At 68.8% G+C, this 17,205-nt stretch carries 15 protein-coding genes, 1 pseudogene and 1 riboswitch; of the genes and pseudogenes, 6 read left to right on the forward strand and 10 right to left on the reverse strand.

What is annotated here, in order from left to right; genetic code table 11:
• Nucleotides 1-21: 21 nt before the first annotated feature.
• The 6 genes from I8J32_RS01135 to glyA form a co-directional block, all read right to left on the reverse strand.
• A complete protein-coding gene (locus I8J32_RS01135; RefSeq protein ID WP_200614272.1) occupies nucleotides 22-948 on the reverse strand; it encodes a class I SAM-dependent methyltransferase in 927 nt (308 codons plus the stop codon).
• 11 nt (nucleotides 949-959) lie between these two features.
• Entirely contained in the window at nucleotides 960-2,027 is a 1,068-nt protein-coding gene (gene ribD, locus I8J32_RS01140) for a bifunctional diaminohydroxyphosphoribosylaminopyrimidine deaminase/5-amino-6-(5-phosphoribosylamino)uracil reductase RibD (protein ID WP_245156380.1), read from the reverse strand.
• Between the two features lie 62 nt (nucleotides 2,028-2,089).
• Entirely contained in the window at nucleotides 2,090-2,290 is a 201-nt protein-coding gene (locus I8J32_RS01145) for a hypothetical protein (protein ID WP_207526717.1), read from the reverse strand.
• Between the two features lie 237 nt (nucleotides 2,291-2,527).
• On the reverse strand, nucleotides 2,528-3,049 hold the full coding sequence (gene nrdR / locus I8J32_RS01150) for a transcriptional regulator NrdR (RefSeq protein WP_200614274.1): 522 nt from the start codon (nucleotides 3,047-3,049) through the stop codon (nucleotides 2,528-2,530).
• Between the two features lie 109 nt (nucleotides 3,050-3,158).
• Entirely contained in the window at nucleotides 3,159-3,575 is a 417-nt protein-coding gene (locus I8J32_RS01155; protein WP_200614275.1) for a hypothetical protein, read from the reverse strand.
• A 15-nt stretch (nucleotides 3,576-3,590) separates the two neighbouring features.
• Complete coding sequence (glyA, locus tag I8J32_RS01160; RefSeq protein WP_200614276.1) at nucleotides 3,591-4,859, reverse strand: serine hydroxymethyltransferase; 1,269 nt, start codon at nucleotides 4,857-4,859, stop codon at nucleotides 3,591-3,593.
• Between the two features lie 326 nt (nucleotides 4,860-5,185).
• Between glyA and ettA the strand changes: the two are divergent.
• The 4 genes and pseudogenes from ettA to dusB all read left to right on the forward strand — a co-directional run bounded on the left by ettA (nucleotide 5,186) and on the right by dusB (nucleotide 9,449).
• A pseudogene (ettA, locus tag I8J32_RS01165) lies at nucleotides 5,186-6,848 on the forward strand (energy-dependent translational throttle protein EttA).
• A 188-nt stretch (nucleotides 6,849-7,036) separates the two neighbouring features.
• The gene (locus tag I8J32_RS01170; RefSeq protein WP_200614278.1) at nucleotides 7,037-7,510 is read left to right on the forward strand and encodes a cupin domain-containing protein; all 474 of its coding nucleotides are present in this window, start codon (nucleotides 7,037-7,039) and stop codon (nucleotides 7,508-7,510) included.
• A 53-nt stretch (nucleotides 7,511-7,563) separates the two neighbouring features.
• The gene (gene pyrF, locus I8J32_RS01175; RefSeq protein WP_200614279.1) at nucleotides 7,564-8,376 is read left to right on the forward strand and encodes an orotidine-5'-phosphate decarboxylase; all 813 of its coding nucleotides are present in this window, start codon (nucleotides 7,564-7,566) and stop codon (nucleotides 8,374-8,376) included.
• Between the two features lie 74 nt (nucleotides 8,377-8,450).
• Nucleotides 8,451-9,449: a tRNA dihydrouridine synthase DusB gene (dusB, locus tag I8J32_RS01180; RefSeq protein WP_200614281.1), complete on the forward strand. Its 999-nt coding sequence runs from the start codon at nucleotides 8,451-8,453 to the stop codon at nucleotides 9,447-9,449.
• Between the two features lie 39 nt (nucleotides 9,450-9,488).
• Here the strand turns inward: dusB and I8J32_RS01185 are convergent, their stop codons facing one another.
• Nucleotides 9,489-10,517 (reverse strand): metal-dependent hydrolase, encoded by a 1,029-nt coding sequence (locus tag I8J32_RS01185; protein WP_200614282.1) that lies wholly within the window; start codon nucleotides 10,515-10,517, stop codon nucleotides 9,489-9,491.
• Between the two features lie 581 nt (nucleotides 10,518-11,098).
• Here I8J32_RS01185 and metK point away from each other — a divergent pair.
• Complete coding sequence (metK, locus tag I8J32_RS01190; protein ID WP_200614283.1) at nucleotides 11,099-12,316, forward strand: methionine adenosyltransferase; 1,218 nt, start codon at nucleotides 11,099-11,101, stop codon at nucleotides 12,314-12,316.
• Between the two features lie 264 nt (nucleotides 12,317-12,580).
• Nucleotides 12,581-12,668, forward strand: a riboswitch (S-adenosyl-L-homocysteine riboswitch).
• Between the two features lie 45 nt (nucleotides 12,669-12,713).
• Nucleotides 12,714-14,159: an adenosylhomocysteinase gene (gene ahcY / locus I8J32_RS01195; protein WP_200614284.1), complete on the forward strand. Its 1,446-nt coding sequence runs from the start codon at nucleotides 12,714-12,716 to the stop codon at nucleotides 14,157-14,159.
• Between the two features lie 115 nt (nucleotides 14,160-14,274).
• On the opposite strand, the gene I8J32_RS01200 is transcribed toward ahcY, so the two are convergent.
• The 3 genes from I8J32_RS01200 to I8J32_RS01210 form a co-directional block, all read right to left on the reverse strand.
• A complete protein-coding gene (locus I8J32_RS01200; protein ID WP_200614285.1) occupies nucleotides 14,275-15,027 on the reverse strand; it encodes a LytR/AlgR family response regulator transcription factor in 753 nt (250 codons plus the stop codon).
• Entirely contained in the window at nucleotides 15,024-16,073 is a 1,050-nt protein-coding gene (locus tag I8J32_RS01205) for a sensor histidine kinase (RefSeq protein ID WP_245156381.1), read from the reverse strand. Before I8J32_RS01205 ends, I8J32_RS01200 begins: the two co-directional genes overlap by 4 nt.
• Before the next feature lie 75 nt (nucleotides 16,074-16,148).
• Complete coding sequence (locus I8J32_RS01210; RefSeq protein WP_200614287.1) at nucleotides 16,149-17,096, reverse strand: alpha/beta fold hydrolase; 948 nt, start codon at nucleotides 17,094-17,096, stop codon at nucleotides 16,149-16,151.
• Nucleotides 17,097-17,205 lie beyond the last annotated feature (109 nt).

Below are 17,205 nucleotides of genomic sequence, written 5' to 3' on the forward strand. Positions count from 1 at the left end.
GCAGACCCTGTTCAGCCAGGGCTAGCCGGGTTCCGGCGGCCCGGCCCGGTCCGGCTTGCGACGCAGGTGCAGGAACAGGGGCCAGCGGATCGTCCGGACCCGCTCCGGCGCTCCCCATTCGAGCGCGAGGGCCGGGGCGTGCGTCGCGAGCAGGTCCTGCCCAGTGGTCTCGCCGTAGCGGGCCACCGCGGACATGCTGGCCAGGTAGCGCAGGAAATGGGCGAAGGTCCATTGCGCCTCCAGGCACAGCGCAGGCGCCTCCAGGGCAGGAAACGGCCATTGGAAGTCGGCATACGCGCGGTCGACCAGCGCGCGCTCGGCCGGCCAGTGCGGGTGGATGCGGGCGCGGAAATCGCCGATTGCCTCGTCCATGCCGTCAGGCGTCAGGAAATCACCGTAGCCCCAGGCGGCCAGCACACCGCTGGGCGCCAGGACGCGCGCGCACTCGGCGAAGAACGCCGCGCGGTCGAACCAGTGCAGCGCCTGGGCGACCGCGACCAGTTTCACGCTGCCGTCGGCCAGCGAGGTGTGTTCAGCGGGCTCCACGGCGACGGTCACACGGGCGCAGGGACCGGCGTCCGGTTCCCTCGTCGCGACCGGCAGCGTGTGCAGGGGGTCGCCGTGGAAGAAGGCACCGCCCTGGCCGCGGGGGACGGAGGACGACGACAATTCCACGCCCGGCCCCACCTCTTCGGGTATCCCCGGGTCGTGCGGGGCGGCCCAATGGCGGGCGATCTGCTGCGCGCTGGCATCGGTCGCGTGCACGTGTGCGAACCGGGCCGCCAATCCGCGCGTGGCCTGTCCGCTGCCGCAGCCCGGTTCCCACACCTGCCCGCTGGCCGCGACGTGCGCGGCGATCGCATCGAACAGCGCGTCGGGATACTCGGGACGCGCGGCGGCGTAGGCGTCGGCGACGCCGGAAAAATGGTCCTTGAAGCCGGTGCCCATCGCGACCCGGGTCAGGCCGACGGCGCCTGGGGTTGCAGCAGCAGCCGGACGTCGTCGCCGATGCGGCGGGTGTCGACGATCTGCACGTTCAGGCGCTGGGTCATCTCATCGATGTGCAGGCCGTCGAACAGCGGACGCGCGCGGTCGCCCAGCAGCACGGGCGCAACGTACAGCAGGATCTCGTCGACAAGATGGGCCGCCAGGAAGGCGCCGGCCAGCGTCGCGCCGGCTTCCACCTGCACTTCGTTGATCTCGCGCTGGGCGAGCAGGCGCAGCACCGCGTCGAGGTCGAATCGTCCTTCGTGTACGGGCGCCACCGCGGTCTGCGCGGCCATGCCTCGGGGCGGCTTGGCATCGGGGGCGTGCAGGTAGAGCGTGGGGGCGCCGCCTTCACGCACGCGGCCCCGCGCCACGGTGGCCAGGCCCGGATCGAGCACCACGCGCATCGGCGGCTCGAACGCGGTGTCGTCTTCGAAACGGACGGTCAGGCTGGGGTCGTCGATCAGCACCGTGCCGGCGCCGGTGAGGATCGCCCCGGCGCGTGCGCGCCAGCGGTGCACGTCCAGACGCGAGGCCTCGCCGCTGATCCACTTCGATTCGCCACTGGCCAACGCGCTGCGACCGTCCAGGCTGGTGGCGAGCTTGATGCGCAGCCAGGGCCGCCCGCGTTCGAGGCGCGAAAGCCAGCCCCGATTGAGCGCGCGCGCCTGCGACTGCATCAGCCCGCTTTCGACCCGGATGCCTGCGGCTTCGAGCTTCGCGAATCCCTCGCCGTCGACCTGGATGAAGGGGTCGCGCATCGCGGCGACCACGCGCGCCACGCCGGCCTGGATCAGCGCATCGGCGCAGGGCCCGGTGCGGCCCGTGTGCGCGCAAGGCTCCAGCGTCACGTAGGCCGTCGCACCACGCGACTGTCCACCCGCCGCAGCGAGCGCATTGACTTCGGCATGCGGCTCACCCGCGCGGACGTGGAATCCCTCGCCCACCACCACCTCACCCTGGGTCAGCACGCAGCCGACCATGGGATTGGGCCGCGTGGTGTAGGCGCCCTTCTCCGCCAGGCGCAAGGCGCGCGCCATCATGGCGTGGTCGAAGCTGGAGAAGGACGGCGCGGGTGTCGAAACGTCGGGGGGGTGCGGGATCAGTCACGGGTATAGCGTCCTCGTTCGGCGCCGTCGTCCCAGGGCCAGGCGGGGATCAGGTCCGCGCCGTCGGTCCGCAGCTTCAGCTGCTGGAACTTCATCGCCTCGTAACCCGGCGGTGCCAGGAATTCCTCGGTCTCCAGCAGCACGTCGGCCCCTTCGTAGCGCCAGCGGCCACGCGCCGCCAAGGTCAAGCGCACCGTAGGTGAAGTACCACTGGAACGTGCCCTGCTCCGTCAGCAGCAGCTCCGAACCGGTTTCCATCACGCCCTGCAGGTAGTAATGGCCGGCGCGGGCCGCATCAGCAGCTGGCGCTGCGATGCTCGTCGCTGCAGGCGCAGGCGGCACGGGTGCTGCTGGCCGGGGCTTGTCGTGCGCGGCCGTGGCCGCGGCGGCCAACGCCAGGGCCAGCGCCGCTGCCACTGGAGCGCGCGCGTTCACCGCCGGCGCCTCTTCCCGGTGTCGGCTTCCTCGTCCAGCAACGTCAACTGGCCTTCGGTGGGCGGCGTCTCGTGCTCGAGCCGGTCGAGCACTTCGCGGAAGTCCGCCACGTCCTCGAACGCGCGATACACCGAAGCGAAGCGCACGTAGGCCACGTGGTCCAGCTTGCGCAGCTCGGCCATCACGAACTCGCCGACGCGTCGCGAATCCAGCTCGCGCTCGGCGGTCATCCGCAGGTGATGGACCACCGCGCGCACCGCGGTCTCGATCTGTTCCTCGGATACCGGCCGCTTCTGCAGCGCGCGATCGAAGCCCGAGCGCAGCTTGCGCGCATCGAAAGCCTCGCGCCGCCCGTCGCTCTTCACGATGACTGGCAGCTTGAGTTCGACGGTTTCCAGCGTGCTGAAGCGTTCGCCACAGGCTTCACAGACGCGGCGCCTGCGGATCGTGGCGCCATCGTCGGACACCCGCGAGTCGATCACGCGGGTGTCGGTGTGCTGGCAGAACGGACAATGCATGGGGGCACCGGGCCGGGGATCCTGGCTGGATTGTAGGCAGGTCCGGAGGCGGCGTCGCCCTTGGTCACGGTTCGACGCCGGGCAGAGGCGTTTGAACGGGCAAGTCAGGTCACTTGCGGAACTTCAACCAGAGCAGGTGGAGGCTGGGCAGCAGCAGCAGGGCCGGCGTTCCCATCCATCGACTGGCGGCGGACGGATCGACCAGCGGTGCCAGGAAGACCAGCGCAACCGCCATTCCTGCCAGCAAACCCAGCCACCAGTGCAAGGGCGTGAGCCGCAGGGCACCGTGTCCTTGCACCACATACGTGCCCGAGAGGACGCACCACGAGGCTATTCCGCCACCTCCCGCAACCACCATCAACCAGACGAAGAAGGTCGGGCCCGGGGTCTGCGGCAGGTCGGCCAGGCTTACCCATCCCAACATCGAACCGAGAATGACACCGGGCACGGCTACGAGCAGCGCAGGCAGTCCGAAGGCGACCGCCTCCAGCACATACACCCAACGCTCGATACCGGCCCGGCTCATCGGGTCAGCGGTTGATCAGCCGTAAACCGGGAACGTCCGGCACTGTTCCGTGACCAGGCCACGCACGCGGTCGAGGACCGCCTCGTCCTTCGGGTTGTCCAGCACGTCGCAGATCCACTCGGCCAGCGCGACGCAGTCGGCTTCCTGGTAGCCGCGGGTGGTGACCGCCGGGGTACCGATGCGCAGGCCGGAGGTGACGAAGGGCTTCTGTGGATCGTTGGGCACGGCGTTCTTGTTGACGGTGATGTGCGCCTTGCCCAGCGCGGCTTCCGCGTCCTTGCCGGTGATGCCCTTGCCGATCATGTCGACCAGCATCAGGTGGTTCTGCGTACCGCCGGAGACGATCTTGTAGCCGCGGGCAATGATGGTCTTCGCCATGGCCTGCGCGTTCTTCACCACCTGCGCCTGGTAGGCCTTGAACTCGGGGGCAAGCGCTTCCTTGAAGGCCACGGCCTTGGCCGCGATCACGTGCATCAGCGGGCCGCCCTGGATGCCAGGGAAGACGATCGACTGCATCTTCTTCTCGATCTCCTCGGCCGCATCGCCCATCGCGGCGCGGCTGGCGACGATGATGCCGCCACGCGGGCCGCGCAGGGTCTTGTGCGTGGTGGAAGTGACCACGTGGGCGTGCGGGACCGGGTTCGGATAGACGCCGGCCGCGATCAGGCCGGCGACGTGGGCCATGTCGACGAACAGGTACGCGCCGACCTTGTCGGCGATGGCACGGAAGCGCGCCCAGTCCACCACCTGGGAATAGGCGGAGAAACCGGCCACGACCATCTTCGGCTTGTGCTCCAGGGCCAGGCGTTCGACTTCGTCGTAGTCGATCAGGCCCCGGTCGTCGACGCCGTACTGCACGGCGTTCATCAGCTTGCCCGAGATGTTGACCTTGGCGCCGTGGGTCAGGTGGCCGCCGTGGGCCAGCGACATGCCCAGAATCGTGTCGCCCGGGTTTAGCAGCGCGAAGTACACGGCCTGGTTGGCCTGCGAGCCCGAATGCGGCTGCACGTTCGCGTAGTCCGCACCGAACAGCTGCTTGCAGCGATCGATCGCCAGCTGCTCGGCGATGTCGACGAATTCGCAGCCGCCGTAATACCGCTTGCCCGGATAGCCTTCGGCGTACTTGTTGGTGAGCTGGCTGCCCTGGGCTTCCATCACCCGCGGGCTGGCGTAGTTCTCCGAGGCGATCAGCTCGACGTGGTCTTCCTGGCGGCGGGTCTCGTCGGCGATGGCCTGGGCGAGTTCGGGGTCAAAACCTTCGATACGGGCGTCACGCGGGAACATCGGAACTCCAGCGGTGGGGGGATGGGGAGGGAAGGCCAAGTTTAGCGGGCAATCGCGGCCCGGCCCGCCCGCCCAACGAACCGTCATGAGCGAGGGCCTTCCTGGGCCCGGGGGCTTTCGTGAGCCCGGGCCCTCATGAGCTGGGGCCGTGGGTCCGGGGCATGACGAGCCCGGCAGCCGGGTTCAGGCCGCCGCGCCGCCTGCGCCCGCTATAATGTCGCGATCCCGATGACCCTCCGGCCCCTGCCGCGCGCAGGCCGCCGCCGTTTGCCCCCCGGGTGCCCCGCGCGCCGCGCGCGTCGGCGCCACGTTCGACCGGAGCTTCCATGCAATACATCTACACCATGAACGGCGTCAGCAAGACCGTGCCGCCGAAGCGCCAGATCATCAAGGACATCTCGCTCTCCTTCTTTCCGGGCGCGAAGATCGGCCTGCTCGGCCTGAACGGCGCCGGCAAGTCGACGGTGCTGCGGATCATGGCCGGCGTCGACCAGGATTTCGTGGGCGAGGCCCGCCCGCAGCCCGGCATCAAGGTCGGCTACCTGGCGCAGGAACCGCAGCTGGATCCGGAACATACGGTTCGGCAGGCGGTGGAAGTCGGCCCTGGGCGAGATCATCAACGCGCAGGCCGCGCTGGACGCCGTGTACGCGGCGTATGCCGAGGAAGGCGCCGATTTCGACAAGCTGGCCGCCGAGCAGCAGCGGCTGGAGGCCATTCTGGCCGCCGGCGACGCGCACACGCTGGAAAACCAGCTGGAAGTGGCGGCTGACGCGCTGCGCCTGCCGCCGTGGGACGCCGTGATTGGCAAGCTCTCCGGCGGCGAGAAGCGCCGCGTCGCGCTCTGCCAGCTGCTGCTGCAGAAGCCCGACATGCTGCTGCTCGACGAACCGACCAACCACCTGGACGCCGAGTCGGTGGAGTGGCTGGAACAGTTCCTGGCGCGCTACACGGGCACCGTGGTGGCCGTGACCCACGATCGCTACTTCCTCGACAACGCCGCCGAGTGGATCCTCGAACTCGACCGCGGCCGCGGCATTCCGTGGAAGGGCAACTACACCGACTGGCTGGTGCAGAAGGACGAGCGCCTGAAGCAGGAAGAAGGCCAGGAGAAGGCGCGCCAGAAGGCCATCCAGAAGGAGCTCGAGTGGTCCCGCCAGAACGCCAAGGGCGGTCGCTCCAAGGGCAAGGCGCGCCTGGCGCGCATCGAGGAGCTGCAGTCGGTCGACTACCAGCGGCGCCAGGAAACCAACGAGATCTTCATCCCGCCGGGCGAACGCCTGGGCAACAAGGTCATCGAGTTCAAGAACGTGTCGAAGAAGTTCGGCGATCGCCTGCTGATCGACGACCTCAGCTTCTCCGTCCCCCCGGGCGCGATCGTCGGCATCATCGGCCCCAACGGCGCCGGCAAGTCGACGCTGTTCAAGATGATCATCGGCAAGGAAAAGCCCGACACCGGCACGATCGAAACCGGGCAGACGGTGAAACTGGCCTATGTCGACCAGAGTCGTGAAGCCCTGACCGGCAACCACAACGTGTTCCAGGAAGTCTCCGGCGGCCTGGACATCCTCAACATCAACGGCATCGAGATCCAGTCGCGCGCTTACATCGGCCGCTTCAACTTCAAGGGCCAGGACCAGCAGAAGATGGTCGGCTCGCTGTCCGGCGGTGAGCGTGGCCGCCTGCACATGGCCAAGACCCTGTTGCAGGGCGGCAACGTGCTGCTGCTCGACGAACCGTCCAACGACCTGGACATCGAAACCCTGCGTGCGCTGGAAGACGCGCTGCTGGAGTTCCCCGGCAACACCTTCGTCATCTCGCATGACCGGTGGTTCCTGGACCGCATCGCCACGCACATCCTCGCCTTCGAGGGCGACTCGCACGTGGAGTTCTTCCAGGGCAACTATCGCGAATACGAGGAAGACAAGAAGCGCCGCATGGGCGTGGAAGGCGCGGCGCCTCACCGCCTGAGGTTCAAGGCGCTCAAGTGACGATCTGGCCCGTGCCCGCGCAAGCGGGCACGGCGTTGCCAGATCGTCATCCCCGCATCCTTCAAGCGGGGATCCAGGGACGTTGCTCCTTGCGGTTGCGGTTGCGGTTGCGGTTGAAGATCAACGCCCATGGGTTCCCGCCTGCGCGGGAATGACAATCAAGAGCCCAGTTCGAGACCGGACGGATCATGACCCCACCCCGCCCCACCGCCCTCTCCCCGGATGAACTCGTCCCACGCATCGGCTCCGGCTACCCCGAGCCCTTCGCGCAACGCGTCGCCGCACGCGAGAAGCGCGCCCTGGGCGACGCCTTCGGCCTGACCGGCTTCGGCGTGAACCTCAGCCGCCTGCCACCGGGGTGCGCCTCGGCGCTGCGGCACAGCCACCTGCATGAGGACGAATTCGTCTACGTGCTCCAGGGCACGCCGACGCTGGTCACCGACGCGGGCGAAACCCCGCTGGCACCTGGCATGTGCGCGGGCTTCCCGGCAGGCTCCGGCGACGGCCACCACCTGGTCAACCGCAGCGATGCCGACGTGCTCTACCTCGAGGTTGGCGACCGCCAGCCGGAAGAGGCGGTGGATTATCCGGACGACGACCTGGTCGGCCGAACGGTCGACGGCAGCTGGCGCTACTTCCACAAGGACGGCCAGCCGTACTGAACGGCCGGCCGTCAGCGACACGCGCACCCACACACGACAACACGAGGCACCCGATGACCTTCATGCAGGCACTGCGCGCACGCTGGAACGACGCCGCCACCCTGGTCTGCGTCGGCCTCGATCCCGAGCCCGCCAGGTTCCCCGCGCACTTCGCCGCCGATCCCGACGCGGTGTTCAACTTCTGCCGCGCGATCGTCGATGCCACCGCGCCGTACGTGTGCAGCTTCAAGCCGCAGATTGCCCACTTCGCGGCACTGGGCGCGGAAGACGCGCTGGCGCGCCTGATCGCCCATGTCCACGCCATGCATCCTGGCATCCCCGTGATCCTGGACAGCAAGCGCGGCGACATTGGCAGCACGGCTCAGCACTACGCTTCCGAAGCTTTCGACCGTTACCTCGCCGATGCCGTCACCGCCAACCCGTACCTGGGCCGCGACTCGGTGCAGCCGTTCCTGGACCGCGCCGACCGCGGCGTGGTGGTGCTGTGCCGCACGTCCAACCCGGGCGCCGGGGACCTGCAGGACCTGCTGGTGGCTGGACAGCCGCTGTACCAGCACGTGGCCGCCAAGGTGGCCAACGAGTGGAACACGCACGGCAACTGCGCCCTCGTCGTGGGTGCGACCTGGCCGGAGCAACTGCGCGAAGTGCGCGCCATCGTTGGTGACCTGCCCTTCCTGGTGCCTGGCGTGGGCGCGCAGGGCGGCGACGTGGCGGCAGTCGTCGGCAACGCGAAGACCGCTGACGGCACGGGCCTGATCGTCAGCTCGTCACGTGCGATCCTCTACGCCTCGCGCGGCGACGATTTCGCGCAGGCCGCGGCCGATGCGGCCCGTGCGCTGCGCGACGAGATCAACCGCTACCGCTAGGCGCCGGCGCCCTGGGGCTCCGATGCGTCCCCGGCCGCATCGCGCCGACAGGAACGCGCCGGTAGAATCGCCACATGCAGATCGGCGCCTACAGCCTCGCCCCGCGCGTGATCCTGGCTCCCATGGCCGGCGTCACCGACAAGCCTTTCCGCGTGCTGTGCAAGCGACTGGGCGCGGGGCTGTGCGTGTCGGAGATGACCACCAGCGATCCGCGCTTCTGGAACACCAGCAAGTCGCTGCACCGGATGGACCACGATGGCGAGCCGGCGCCGATCAGCGTGCAGATCGCCGGCACCGTGCCGGAGGTGATGGCCCACGCGGCCCGTTACAACGTGGAGCACGGCGCCCAGATCATCGACATCAACATGGGCTGCCCGGCCAAGAAGGTATGCAATGCCTGGGCGGGATCGGCGCTGATGCGCGACGAACCGCTGGTGGCGCGCATCCTGTCGGCGGTCGTGCAGGCGGTCGACGTGCCGGTGACGTTGAAGATCCGCACCGGCTGGGACCATGACCAGCGCAACGCGCCGCTGATCGCGCGCATTGCCGAGGACGCAGGCATTGCCGCGCTCGCCGTGCACGGCCGCACGCGCGACCAGCAGTACACCGGCATGGCCGAGTACGACACCATTGCGGCGATCAAGGCGGCGCTGTCGATCCCGGTGATCGCCAACGGAGACATCGACTCGCCCGCCAAGGCGGCCTACGTGCTGCGCCACACCGGCGCAGACGCGGTCATGGTTGGCCGCGCCGCGCAGGGCCGGCCATGGATCTTCCGCGAAATCGCCCACCACCTGGCCACCGGCGACTACCTGCCGGAACCTTCGCTCGGAGAGATCCGCGAGATCCTGCTCGGTCACCTGCGGCACCTCCACGCCTTTTACGGCGAACGCGCCGGCGTGCGCATCGCGCGCAAGCACCTGGGTTGGTATGCGAAGGACCGGCCTGAAAACGCCGCATTCCGCGCGGTGGTGAACCAGGCCGAGACGGCAGACGCACAACTGGCGCTGACCGGCGCGTATTTCGACGCCCTGGTGGCGGGCGTGCGTCCACAGATGCCCGAAGCAGCCTGAGGCCACGCCGCCGCGGCTTTTCCCACACTGCCCGCGGGTTCACTCCGCCGCGGCACGACGCGGCACAGCCGGCTCGCGCCAGATCCGCCGCCACATGTCCTTCAACCGCCCGCTGGCTTCCCACGGCCAGCGCAACTGCTGCACCGGCACCTCGCGCCAGGCCTGCGCCTGCCGCGCGGCCACGACGAAGCGGAAGCTGTAGTCCGGCTCCAGGCCCATGCGGATGTCCGACAGGACCAGTTGCCCGTCGTGTTCGTGGGCCTTCATGAAGCCGCGATTGAACCAGGCCAGGCGCTGCACCGCGCGATAGTCGCCGACGGCGGCCAGGGCCTGCACGTCGGACTGGAAGCGGGCGAATCGCATCTCCCCCCGGTCGGCGACGAGCGAGCGCTGTCCTTCGACGAAGCCTTCGGGCGTCATCGCGACCACGCGCCACAGCAACAGGTTGAACGGCATCGGCGCGGACATCCGTGGGGCGTCTGGCAGGCCCATGGCCACCAGCGCGTGGTCGGCCGCGCGCTCGACCTGCCACTTGGCCCCCAGCGACAGCGCCAGGTACAGCGCCGCCGTCGACACCCCCACGTGCAATGCACGGCTGCCCAAGGGCCGCTCCCGCGCGAACCAGGCGAACAGGCAGGCCGCCATCAGGATCAGGGTGAACACCGGATCGATGATGAAGATGCTGGACAGCGCCACCGGCGGCAGCGGCAACGGCCAGAACAGCTGCGTCCCGTAGGTGGTGAACGCGTCGACCAGCGGATGGGCGAGCAGCGTGGCCTGGAAAAGCCAGAACCAGCGCCGGGGAAACTGCGCCACGCGCCCGCCGCGCCGTTTGAAGAAGGCCCACAGCGCCCAGCCCAGCAGCGGCAGCAGGAACACCGAATGGGTGAGGCCGCGATGCCAGAGCAGGCGGTCGAGCGGATCGTCGGCGAGCAGCAGGGGCAGGACGTCCACGTCTGGCAGCGAGTTGATCAGGGCGCCGGCCATCAGTGCGGCGCGACGGTGCTGCGCGGGGGCGATGGCGGCGGCGATCGCGCCGCCGAGGAACAGATGGGTGATGGAATCCACGGGGCCACGTGCGAGGGAGGATTCAGGGCTTATGGAGGCCGGCGCGTGGGGATGCAAGTCGGCGGTCTAGCTGCGAGCACCCGATCGGGGGGCGCTGCACCGCGGCCTGGGATGGGCGCGAATGCGTTGTTAGTAGCAGGAGCGACACGCGCCGGTCTTTGGCCCTCCCCCGCCATGGCACGTGTTCGTTCCTGTTCCAGACCGGGCTCTGTCCCGCCAGACCCGGATGCGAAACCCGTCCCGACGGGGCGCGAAACGACACCCCCCGTTTCGTGACCCCGCGGCGACGGGCAAGCGCAGGTCGGAGCCCCGCGCAACCGACAGCGCGGCGTCGCACCTGCCGCGGCAGCTTTTTACCCACTCCCCGTGAGCCTCCACTGAGGCATTTGCCTGCGCCCGTCCCGACGCGGCAGGGCCGCCGCCAAGGCCTACAGCCCAGCCAGCGGGGCGCTTTCGCCCGTTCAGGCAGGTTCCGTACTTCACGGAAAGGGGCACAATGCCCCGGCACGATGCACGGGCCGGACCGACGCGCTATCATGGTCGGCCATCTTTTCATCCGAATTGAAGGATAGACCCCAGACATGTCCACCAGCTACCTCTTCACCTCCGAATCCGTCTCCGAAGGCCATCCGGACAAGATCGCCGACCAGATCTCCGACGCCGTCCTCGACGCGATCCTCGCGCAGGACAAGCGCGCCCGCGTGGCCTGCGAGACGCTGGTGAAGACCGGCGCGGCCATCGTCGCCGGCGAAGTGACCACCACCGCCTGGGTCGACATCGAAGGCCTGGCGCGCAAGGTCATCAACGACATCGGCTACGACAATTCCGACGTCGGCTTCGACGGCCACACCTGCGCCATCATCAACATGCTCGGCAAGCAGTCGCCCGACATCAACCAGGGCGTCGACCGCAAGAAGCCGGAAGAACAGGGCGCTGGCGACCAGGGCCTGATGTTCGGCTACGCGTGCAACGAAGCGCCCGAGTTCATGCCGGCGCCGCTGTACTACAGCCACCGCCTGGTCGAACAGCAGGCCAAGGTGCGCAAGAGCGGCAAGCTGGCATGGCTGCGCCCGGACGCCAAGTCGCAGGTCACCCTGCGCTATGAAGGCAACAAGATCCTCGGCCTCGATGCGGTGGTCCTGTCGACCCAGCACGACGAGGACATCAAGCAGAAGGACCTGATCGAAGCGGTGCGCGAGAACATCCTGCGCCCGGTGCTGCCGAAGAAGTGGCTGGACGCGCTGGCCAAGAACAAGGTGCACATCAATCCGACCGGCAAGTTCGTGATCGGTGGCCCGGTGGGCGACTGCGGCCTGACCGGCCGCAAGATCATCGTCGACAGCTACGGCGGCATGGCCCGCCACGGTGGCGGCGCGTTCTCGGGCAAGGATCCGTCGAAGGTCGACCGCTCCGCCGCCTACGCCGCGCGTTACGTGGCCAAGAACATCGTCGCCGCGGGCCTGGCGGACAAGTGCGAAGTGCAGGTCTCCTACGCCATCGGCGTGGCCGACCCGACTTCGATCTCGGTCACCACCTTCGGCACCGGCCACATCAGTGACGACAAGATCGAGAAGCTGATCCGCAAGCACTTCGACCTGCGTCCGTACGGCATCACGAAGATGCTCGACCTGCTGCACCCGATCTACCAGCCGACCGCCAGCTACGGCCACTTCGGCCGCAAGCCCAAGGAAGTCACCTACACCGACGGCGCCGGCAAGAAGCAGAAGGCGACCGCCTTCTCGTGGGAAAAGACCGACCGCGCCGAGGCGCTGCGCAAGGACGCCGGGCTGAAGAAGTAAGCCGGACTCCCTGGTGACGAAAACGGGCCGCTGATGCGGCCCGTTTTCTTTTGCGGGGACTGGGGCGCGCTCGTCCGATGATCTCGATCACGCGTGTGAATGCCCGTTCCCAGACGCGCGGATGCATGCCGTGGGTCCCGGGATCGGCTTTTCCCGCTGGCTGAACATGGAAATGCACCGGCCAGGCTAAACAGTCACCCCATGGCACGACCCGGCGCGTCCGCCGTAGTGGGCTGGACCGGCGCGGGCCGCTACAATGGCGCTCCCACCGAGGGGCGCTGCATGCCGGTCCGCACAGGACGTCCGGCTCAGGCTCGGGGGGCCTTACAGATCAGAACGGCGCCCGTTAATGCGAGTCCCCGCACGCGCGGCCCGACTCCCAACAACGGAGCAACACATGAACGCTGTCGCAAAACCCGCCGCTACCAGGCAGTTCTCCACCGAGGGCGACTACAAGGTTGCCGACATCTCCCTGGCCGACTGGGGCCGCAAGGAGATCGACATCGCCGAGCAGGAAATGCCTGGCCTGATGTCCATCCGCAAGAAGTACGCCGCCGCGCAGTCGCTGAAGGGCGTTCGCGTCACCGGTTCGCTGCACATGACCATCCAGACCGCCGTCCTGATCGAGACGCTGCGCGACCTGGGCGCCGACGTGCGCTGGGCCTCGTGCAACATCTTCTCGACCCAGGACCACGCCGCCGCCGCGATCGCCGCCAGCGGTACGCCGGTGTTCGCCTGGAAGGGCGAGTCGCTGGAGGAGTACTGGGACTGCACGCTCGACGCGCTGACCTTCCCGGGCAACAAGGGCCCGCAGCTGGTCGTCGATGACGGCGGCGACGTCACCCTGCTGATCCACAAGGGCTTCGAGCTCGAGAACGGTTCGGACTGGGTCAACACCCCGTCGGGCAACCACGAGGAGCAGGTGATCAAGAACCTGCTCAAGCGCGTCCACGCCGAGCGTCCGGGCTTCTTCGCCGGCGTCGTCAAGGACTGGAAGGGCGTCTCGGAAGAAACCACCACCGGCGTGCACCGCCTCTACCAGCTGGCCGAACAGGGCAAGCTGCTGGTGCCGGCCATCAACGTCAACGACTCGGTCACCAAGAGCAAGTTCGACAACCTGTACGGCTGCCGCGAGTCGCTGGCCGACGGCCTCAAGCGCGCGATGGACGTGATGCTGGCCGGCAAGGTCGCCGTGGTCTGCGGCTACGGCGACGTGGGCAAGGGCTCGGCCCACTCCCTGCGTGCCTACGGCGCGCGCGTGGTGGTCACCGAGATCGACCCCATCAACGCCCTGCAGGCGGCAATGGAAGGCTTCGAGGTCAACACGGTCGAGTCCACGCTGGGCCGCGGTGACATCTACGTCACCACCACCGGCAACAAGGACGTGCTCACGCTCGAGCACATGCAGCAGATGAAGGACCAGGCCATCGTCTGCAACATCGGCCACTTCGACAACGAGATCCAGGTCGACCGCCTTGCCGCCTCGGGTGCCAAGCACCTGAACATCAAGCCGCAGGTGGACAAGTACACCTTCGCCGGCGGCAACTGCATCTACCTGCTGGCCGAAGGCCGCCTGGTGAACCTGGGCTGCGCCACGGGCCATCCGAGCTTCGTGATGTCCAACTCGTTCTCCAACCAGACGCTCGCGCAGCTGGACCTGTGGGCGAACAAGGACAGCTACGAGGCCAAGGTCTACATCCTGCCCAAGAAGCTGGACGAGGAAGTGGCCCGCCTGCACCTGGAGAAGATCGGCGTGAAGCTGACCACCCTGACGCAGGACCAGGCCGACTACCTGGGCGTCAGCGTGGACGGCCCGTACAAGCCGGAGCACTACCGCTACTGATGGCCCTCACGGCCCTGGCTTGACGGCCACGGCCAGCCACATGAAAACGGGCGCTTCGGCGCCCGTTTTCGTTTCCGGGCGACACGCGCGGTGTCGCCCTTCGAGCGGGGTTGCGCTACAGCGCAAGCCGCTCGCGCAGTTCCTTGGCCTGCCGGCGCGAGACTTCCACTTCCTGCCCGTCCTTGAGCGTCAGCAGGTAGCCCTCGCCCACCGCCAGGTCGATCGCCTTGATCATGCGCAGGTTCACCAGCGTGTTGCGGTTGGCGCGGAAGAACAGCGCAGGATCCAGGCGCGCCTCCAGCGCGCTGAGGCTGCGCGCGATCATCGCCTTCTGGTCGCGGAACCACACGCTGGCGTAGTTGCCGTCGACGACGATGCGGCTGACCTCGCCCAAGCTCACGAACCAGCAGCGTTCGCCGTCGCGCAGGAACACCTGGTCGCCCGGGCCGAGCGGTCCGCGGGGCTGCGCATCCGGCGCAGGCGACCGCCCACGCTGGACCACGCGCTCGCGCACGCGGGCCAGCGCCTCGGCCAGCCGCGCCGGCGCCACCGGCTTGAGCAGGTAATCCAGCGCGTTGGCCGCGAAGGCCTGCAGTGCGTACTGGTCGTAGGCGGTGGTGAAGACGACCGGCGGCGCGCTTTCGAGCTTGTCGAGCACATCGAAGCCGGTGCCCGATGGCATCTGGATGTCGAGCAGCACCAGGTCCGGCTGCAGGCGTTCGATCGCCTCCACGGCCGCGGGCACGTCGTCGGCCTCGCCCACGATGTCGACGTCGCCATGGGCCGCGAGCAGCGTGCGCAACTCCTGCCGCGCCAGGCGGGTGTCGTCGACGATCAGTACGCGCATGGCCGGGGCTGGCACGCTCATCGGACGCCCCCCTGCGGGATCTCCAGCCTGGCCCGGACGCGCGCGCCCTCCTGGATCAGGGCGAAACGGCCCGGCGCCTCGCCGCGCGCGAGCCGCGTGCGCAGGTAGGCCAGGCCGACTCCGTGGCCGGTGTCGTGCTGGCCCAAGTGGCCGGGGTTGCCCACTTCGACCACCAGGCGATGGTCGTCGCGGCGCGCCGAGAGCGTCAGCGTGCCACCGCCGGGCGTCAGCGCGATGCCATGCTTGATCGCGTTCTCCACCAGCAGCTGCAGCATCATCGGCGGCACCTGCGCGTCGAGCGCGGCATCGTCGACGTCGCGCTCCACGCGAAGGCGTTCCTCGTAATGCACGGCTTCGACCGCGAGGTAGTCGTCGACCACCGCCAGTTCCTCGCCCAGCGGCACCGTTTCGCGCTGGCTGTGCTCCAGCGCGTGGCGCAGGATCCCCGACAGCCGGGTGATCAGTTCGCGCGCACGCTCGGTGTCCTCGTTGATCAGCGCGCGTGCGTTGTTCAATGCGTTGAACACGAAGTGCGGGTTCAGCCGCGCGCGCAGGGCATCGAGTTCGAGCGCATTGCGCTGCGCCTCCGCGCGCAGGCGCGCCATCTCGCTCTGGCGGCGGTGCCGCAGCAGGTGCCAGCCCGCCCAGCTCGCCGTCCACAGGCCCAGGATGATCGCGACCTGGGCGCTGTACATGGCCATCGCATGCAGCCCGTAAGGATCACCCGGCATCGGGATGATCCCGGCGAGCCCGCACAGCACCAGCCCCAGGCGAGCGCCGCCCTGCACCAGGAAGGACCCCAGGGCGATCGCCCCTGCCAGCCGCAGCAAAAGGGGGGCGGCGGCCAGGGCGAACCAGCCGCGACGCAGGGCACGGGTGCGCAAGGCGCAGGTGACGATCCAGAAGCAGGCGGCCAGTCCCGCGGCCAGGCACCACACCGTCGCCGGCAGCGGGCCCATCACCGAGAAGCTCAGCAGGATGAGCCCGCCATAGGCCAGGCTGGGCAGCAGGTTGAGCAGGGCGAAGCGCAGGTCGGTGCGGGTCATCGGCAAGGACATCCGGGGGCGAAGCGGAACGTGACACGACGACGGCCGGTATGGACCGGCCGTCATCGAGGCATCTCAGTGGGTTTGCGTCCCCAGGAACTCATGCACCTGGGCCTGCAGCCACTGCGGATCGTCCCACATCAGGAAATGGTAACCGGCCTGGCTCATCTCGATGCGCACACCCGGCAGCGCGGCGTACTGGGTGCGGAAGATCGCGGCGGTGGATTCCAGCGTCGAACCGAACGGCGCGTAGGCGGCCCAGGAGCCCAGCACCAGCGTGGGCGTGCGCAGCTGCGCCAGCTCGGCGCGCAGGTCGGTCACCATCATGGCGTGCATGGCCTCGGCGGTCGTCGAGCGGTCGCTCGCCCTGCCCCAGTCCGTGATCTTCTGCGTGTGGGCCGCGTCGTGCACCATGCCGCGGGCGGTGGCTGCGATGCCCTGCTCGTAGGCCGCGGCATCCTGGGCCAGCATCTGCGCCCGCATGGCGTCGGCCATCGGCCGCGCGGTGGCTGCCGTGGTCGCCGGATCGCGCAGCGCCGGGAAGAAGGGCAAGGAGTCGACGATGACGAGGCGTTCGAACGCCGCCGGCTGCTTGAGCGCCATCTGCAGTGCGAGCACGCCGCCCAGGCTGTGGCCTACGACCACGGGCCGCTCCAGGCCCCGGTCGGCCACGTAGGCCAGCAGGCGATCGCGCATGTCGGCCAGGAAGTCGCCCTGCCGGTCGGGTGCGGCGGCGCGGCCGGCAAAGCCCGGCAGGTGCACGAGGTGGCATTGCACGCGCTGCGCCTGCAGGGCGGCGCAGGTGTCGCGCCAGGTATCGGCGCCACTGTTGAGACCGGGGATCATCAGCACGGGCCGGCCCTGGCCGATGACTTCGACCTGCACGTCCCGGAACTGGCTGACGCTGGCGGCGGCCTCCCCGCCCCAGCCGGCGGCCGCAACCAGGCCGACGATGAACGTCGCGATGGACCACCGGTAGGCGGCGGCGATGAGGCGTTGGGCGATGGGACGCGGGCTGGTCATTGCGGGCTCCGTGCAGCAGTGGGTGTGGACGTAGATTCCGGGCCTCTCGCCGCGCGCGGGGACGAAAAATGAGGAACGGCGGCTGTCCGCCCGGGAGCGGCGTCGGGGC

This window comes from Lysobacter solisilvae, from assembly GCF_016613535.2.
GTDB lineage: Bacteria > Pseudomonadota > Gammaproteobacteria > Xanthomonadales > Xanthomonadaceae > Agrilutibacter > Agrilutibacter solisilvae.

What these genes read in the sequence shown, in the direction of transcription:
- glyA (WP_200614276.1), bottom strand. Translation starts at nt 4,859, where the DNA reads ATGTTCCCGCGTGACGCCCGTATCGAAGGTTTTGACCCCGAACTCGCC.
- I8J32_RS01200 (WP_200614285.1), bottom strand. Translation starts at nt 15,027, where the DNA reads ATGAGCGTGCCAGCCCCGGCCATGCGCGTACTGATCGTCGACGACACC.
- ahcY (WP_200614284.1), top strand. Translation starts at nt 12,714, where the DNA reads ATGAACGCTGTCGCAAAACCCGCCGCTACCAGGCAGTTCTCCACCGAG.
- I8J32_RS01205 (WP_245156381.1), bottom strand. Translation starts at nt 16,073, where the DNA reads ATGACCCGCACCGACCTGCGCTTCGCCCTGCTCAACCTGCTGCCCAGC.
- I8J32_RS01155 (WP_200614275.1), bottom strand. Translation starts at nt 3,575, where the DNA reads ATGAGCCGGGCCGGTATCGAGCGTTGGGTGTATGTGCTGGAGGCGGTC.
- ribD (WP_245156380.1), bottom strand. Translation starts at nt 2,027, where the DNA reads ATGGCGCGCGCCTTGCGCCTGGCGGAGAAGGGCGCCTACACCACGCGG.
- pyrF (WP_200614279.1), top strand. Translation starts at nt 7,564, where the DNA reads ATGACCTTCATGCAGGCACTGCGCGCACGCTGGAACGACGCCGCCACC.
- I8J32_RS01135 (WP_200614272.1), bottom strand. Translation starts at nt 948, where the DNA reads ATGGGCACCGGCTTCAAGGACCATTTTTCCGGCGTCGCCGACGCCTAC.
- nrdR (WP_200614274.1), bottom strand. Translation starts at nt 3,049, where the DNA reads ATGCATTGTCCGTTCTGCCAGCACACCGACACCCGCGTGATCGACTCG.
- dusB (WP_200614281.1), top strand. Translation starts at nt 8,451, where the DNA reads ATGCAGATCGGCGCCTACAGCCTCGCCCCGCGCGTGATCCTGGCTCCC.
- I8J32_RS01210 (WP_200614287.1), bottom strand. Translation starts at nt 17,096, where the DNA reads ATGACCAGCCCGCGTCCCATCGCCCAACGCCTCATCGCCGCCGCCTAC.
- I8J32_RS01170 (WP_200614278.1), top strand. Translation starts at nt 7,037, where the DNA reads ATGACCCCACCCCGCCCCACCGCCCTCTCCCCGGATGAACTCGTCCCA.
- metK (WP_200614283.1), top strand. Translation starts at nt 11,099, where the DNA reads ATGTCCACCAGCTACCTCTTCACCTCCGAATCCGTCTCCGAAGGCCAT.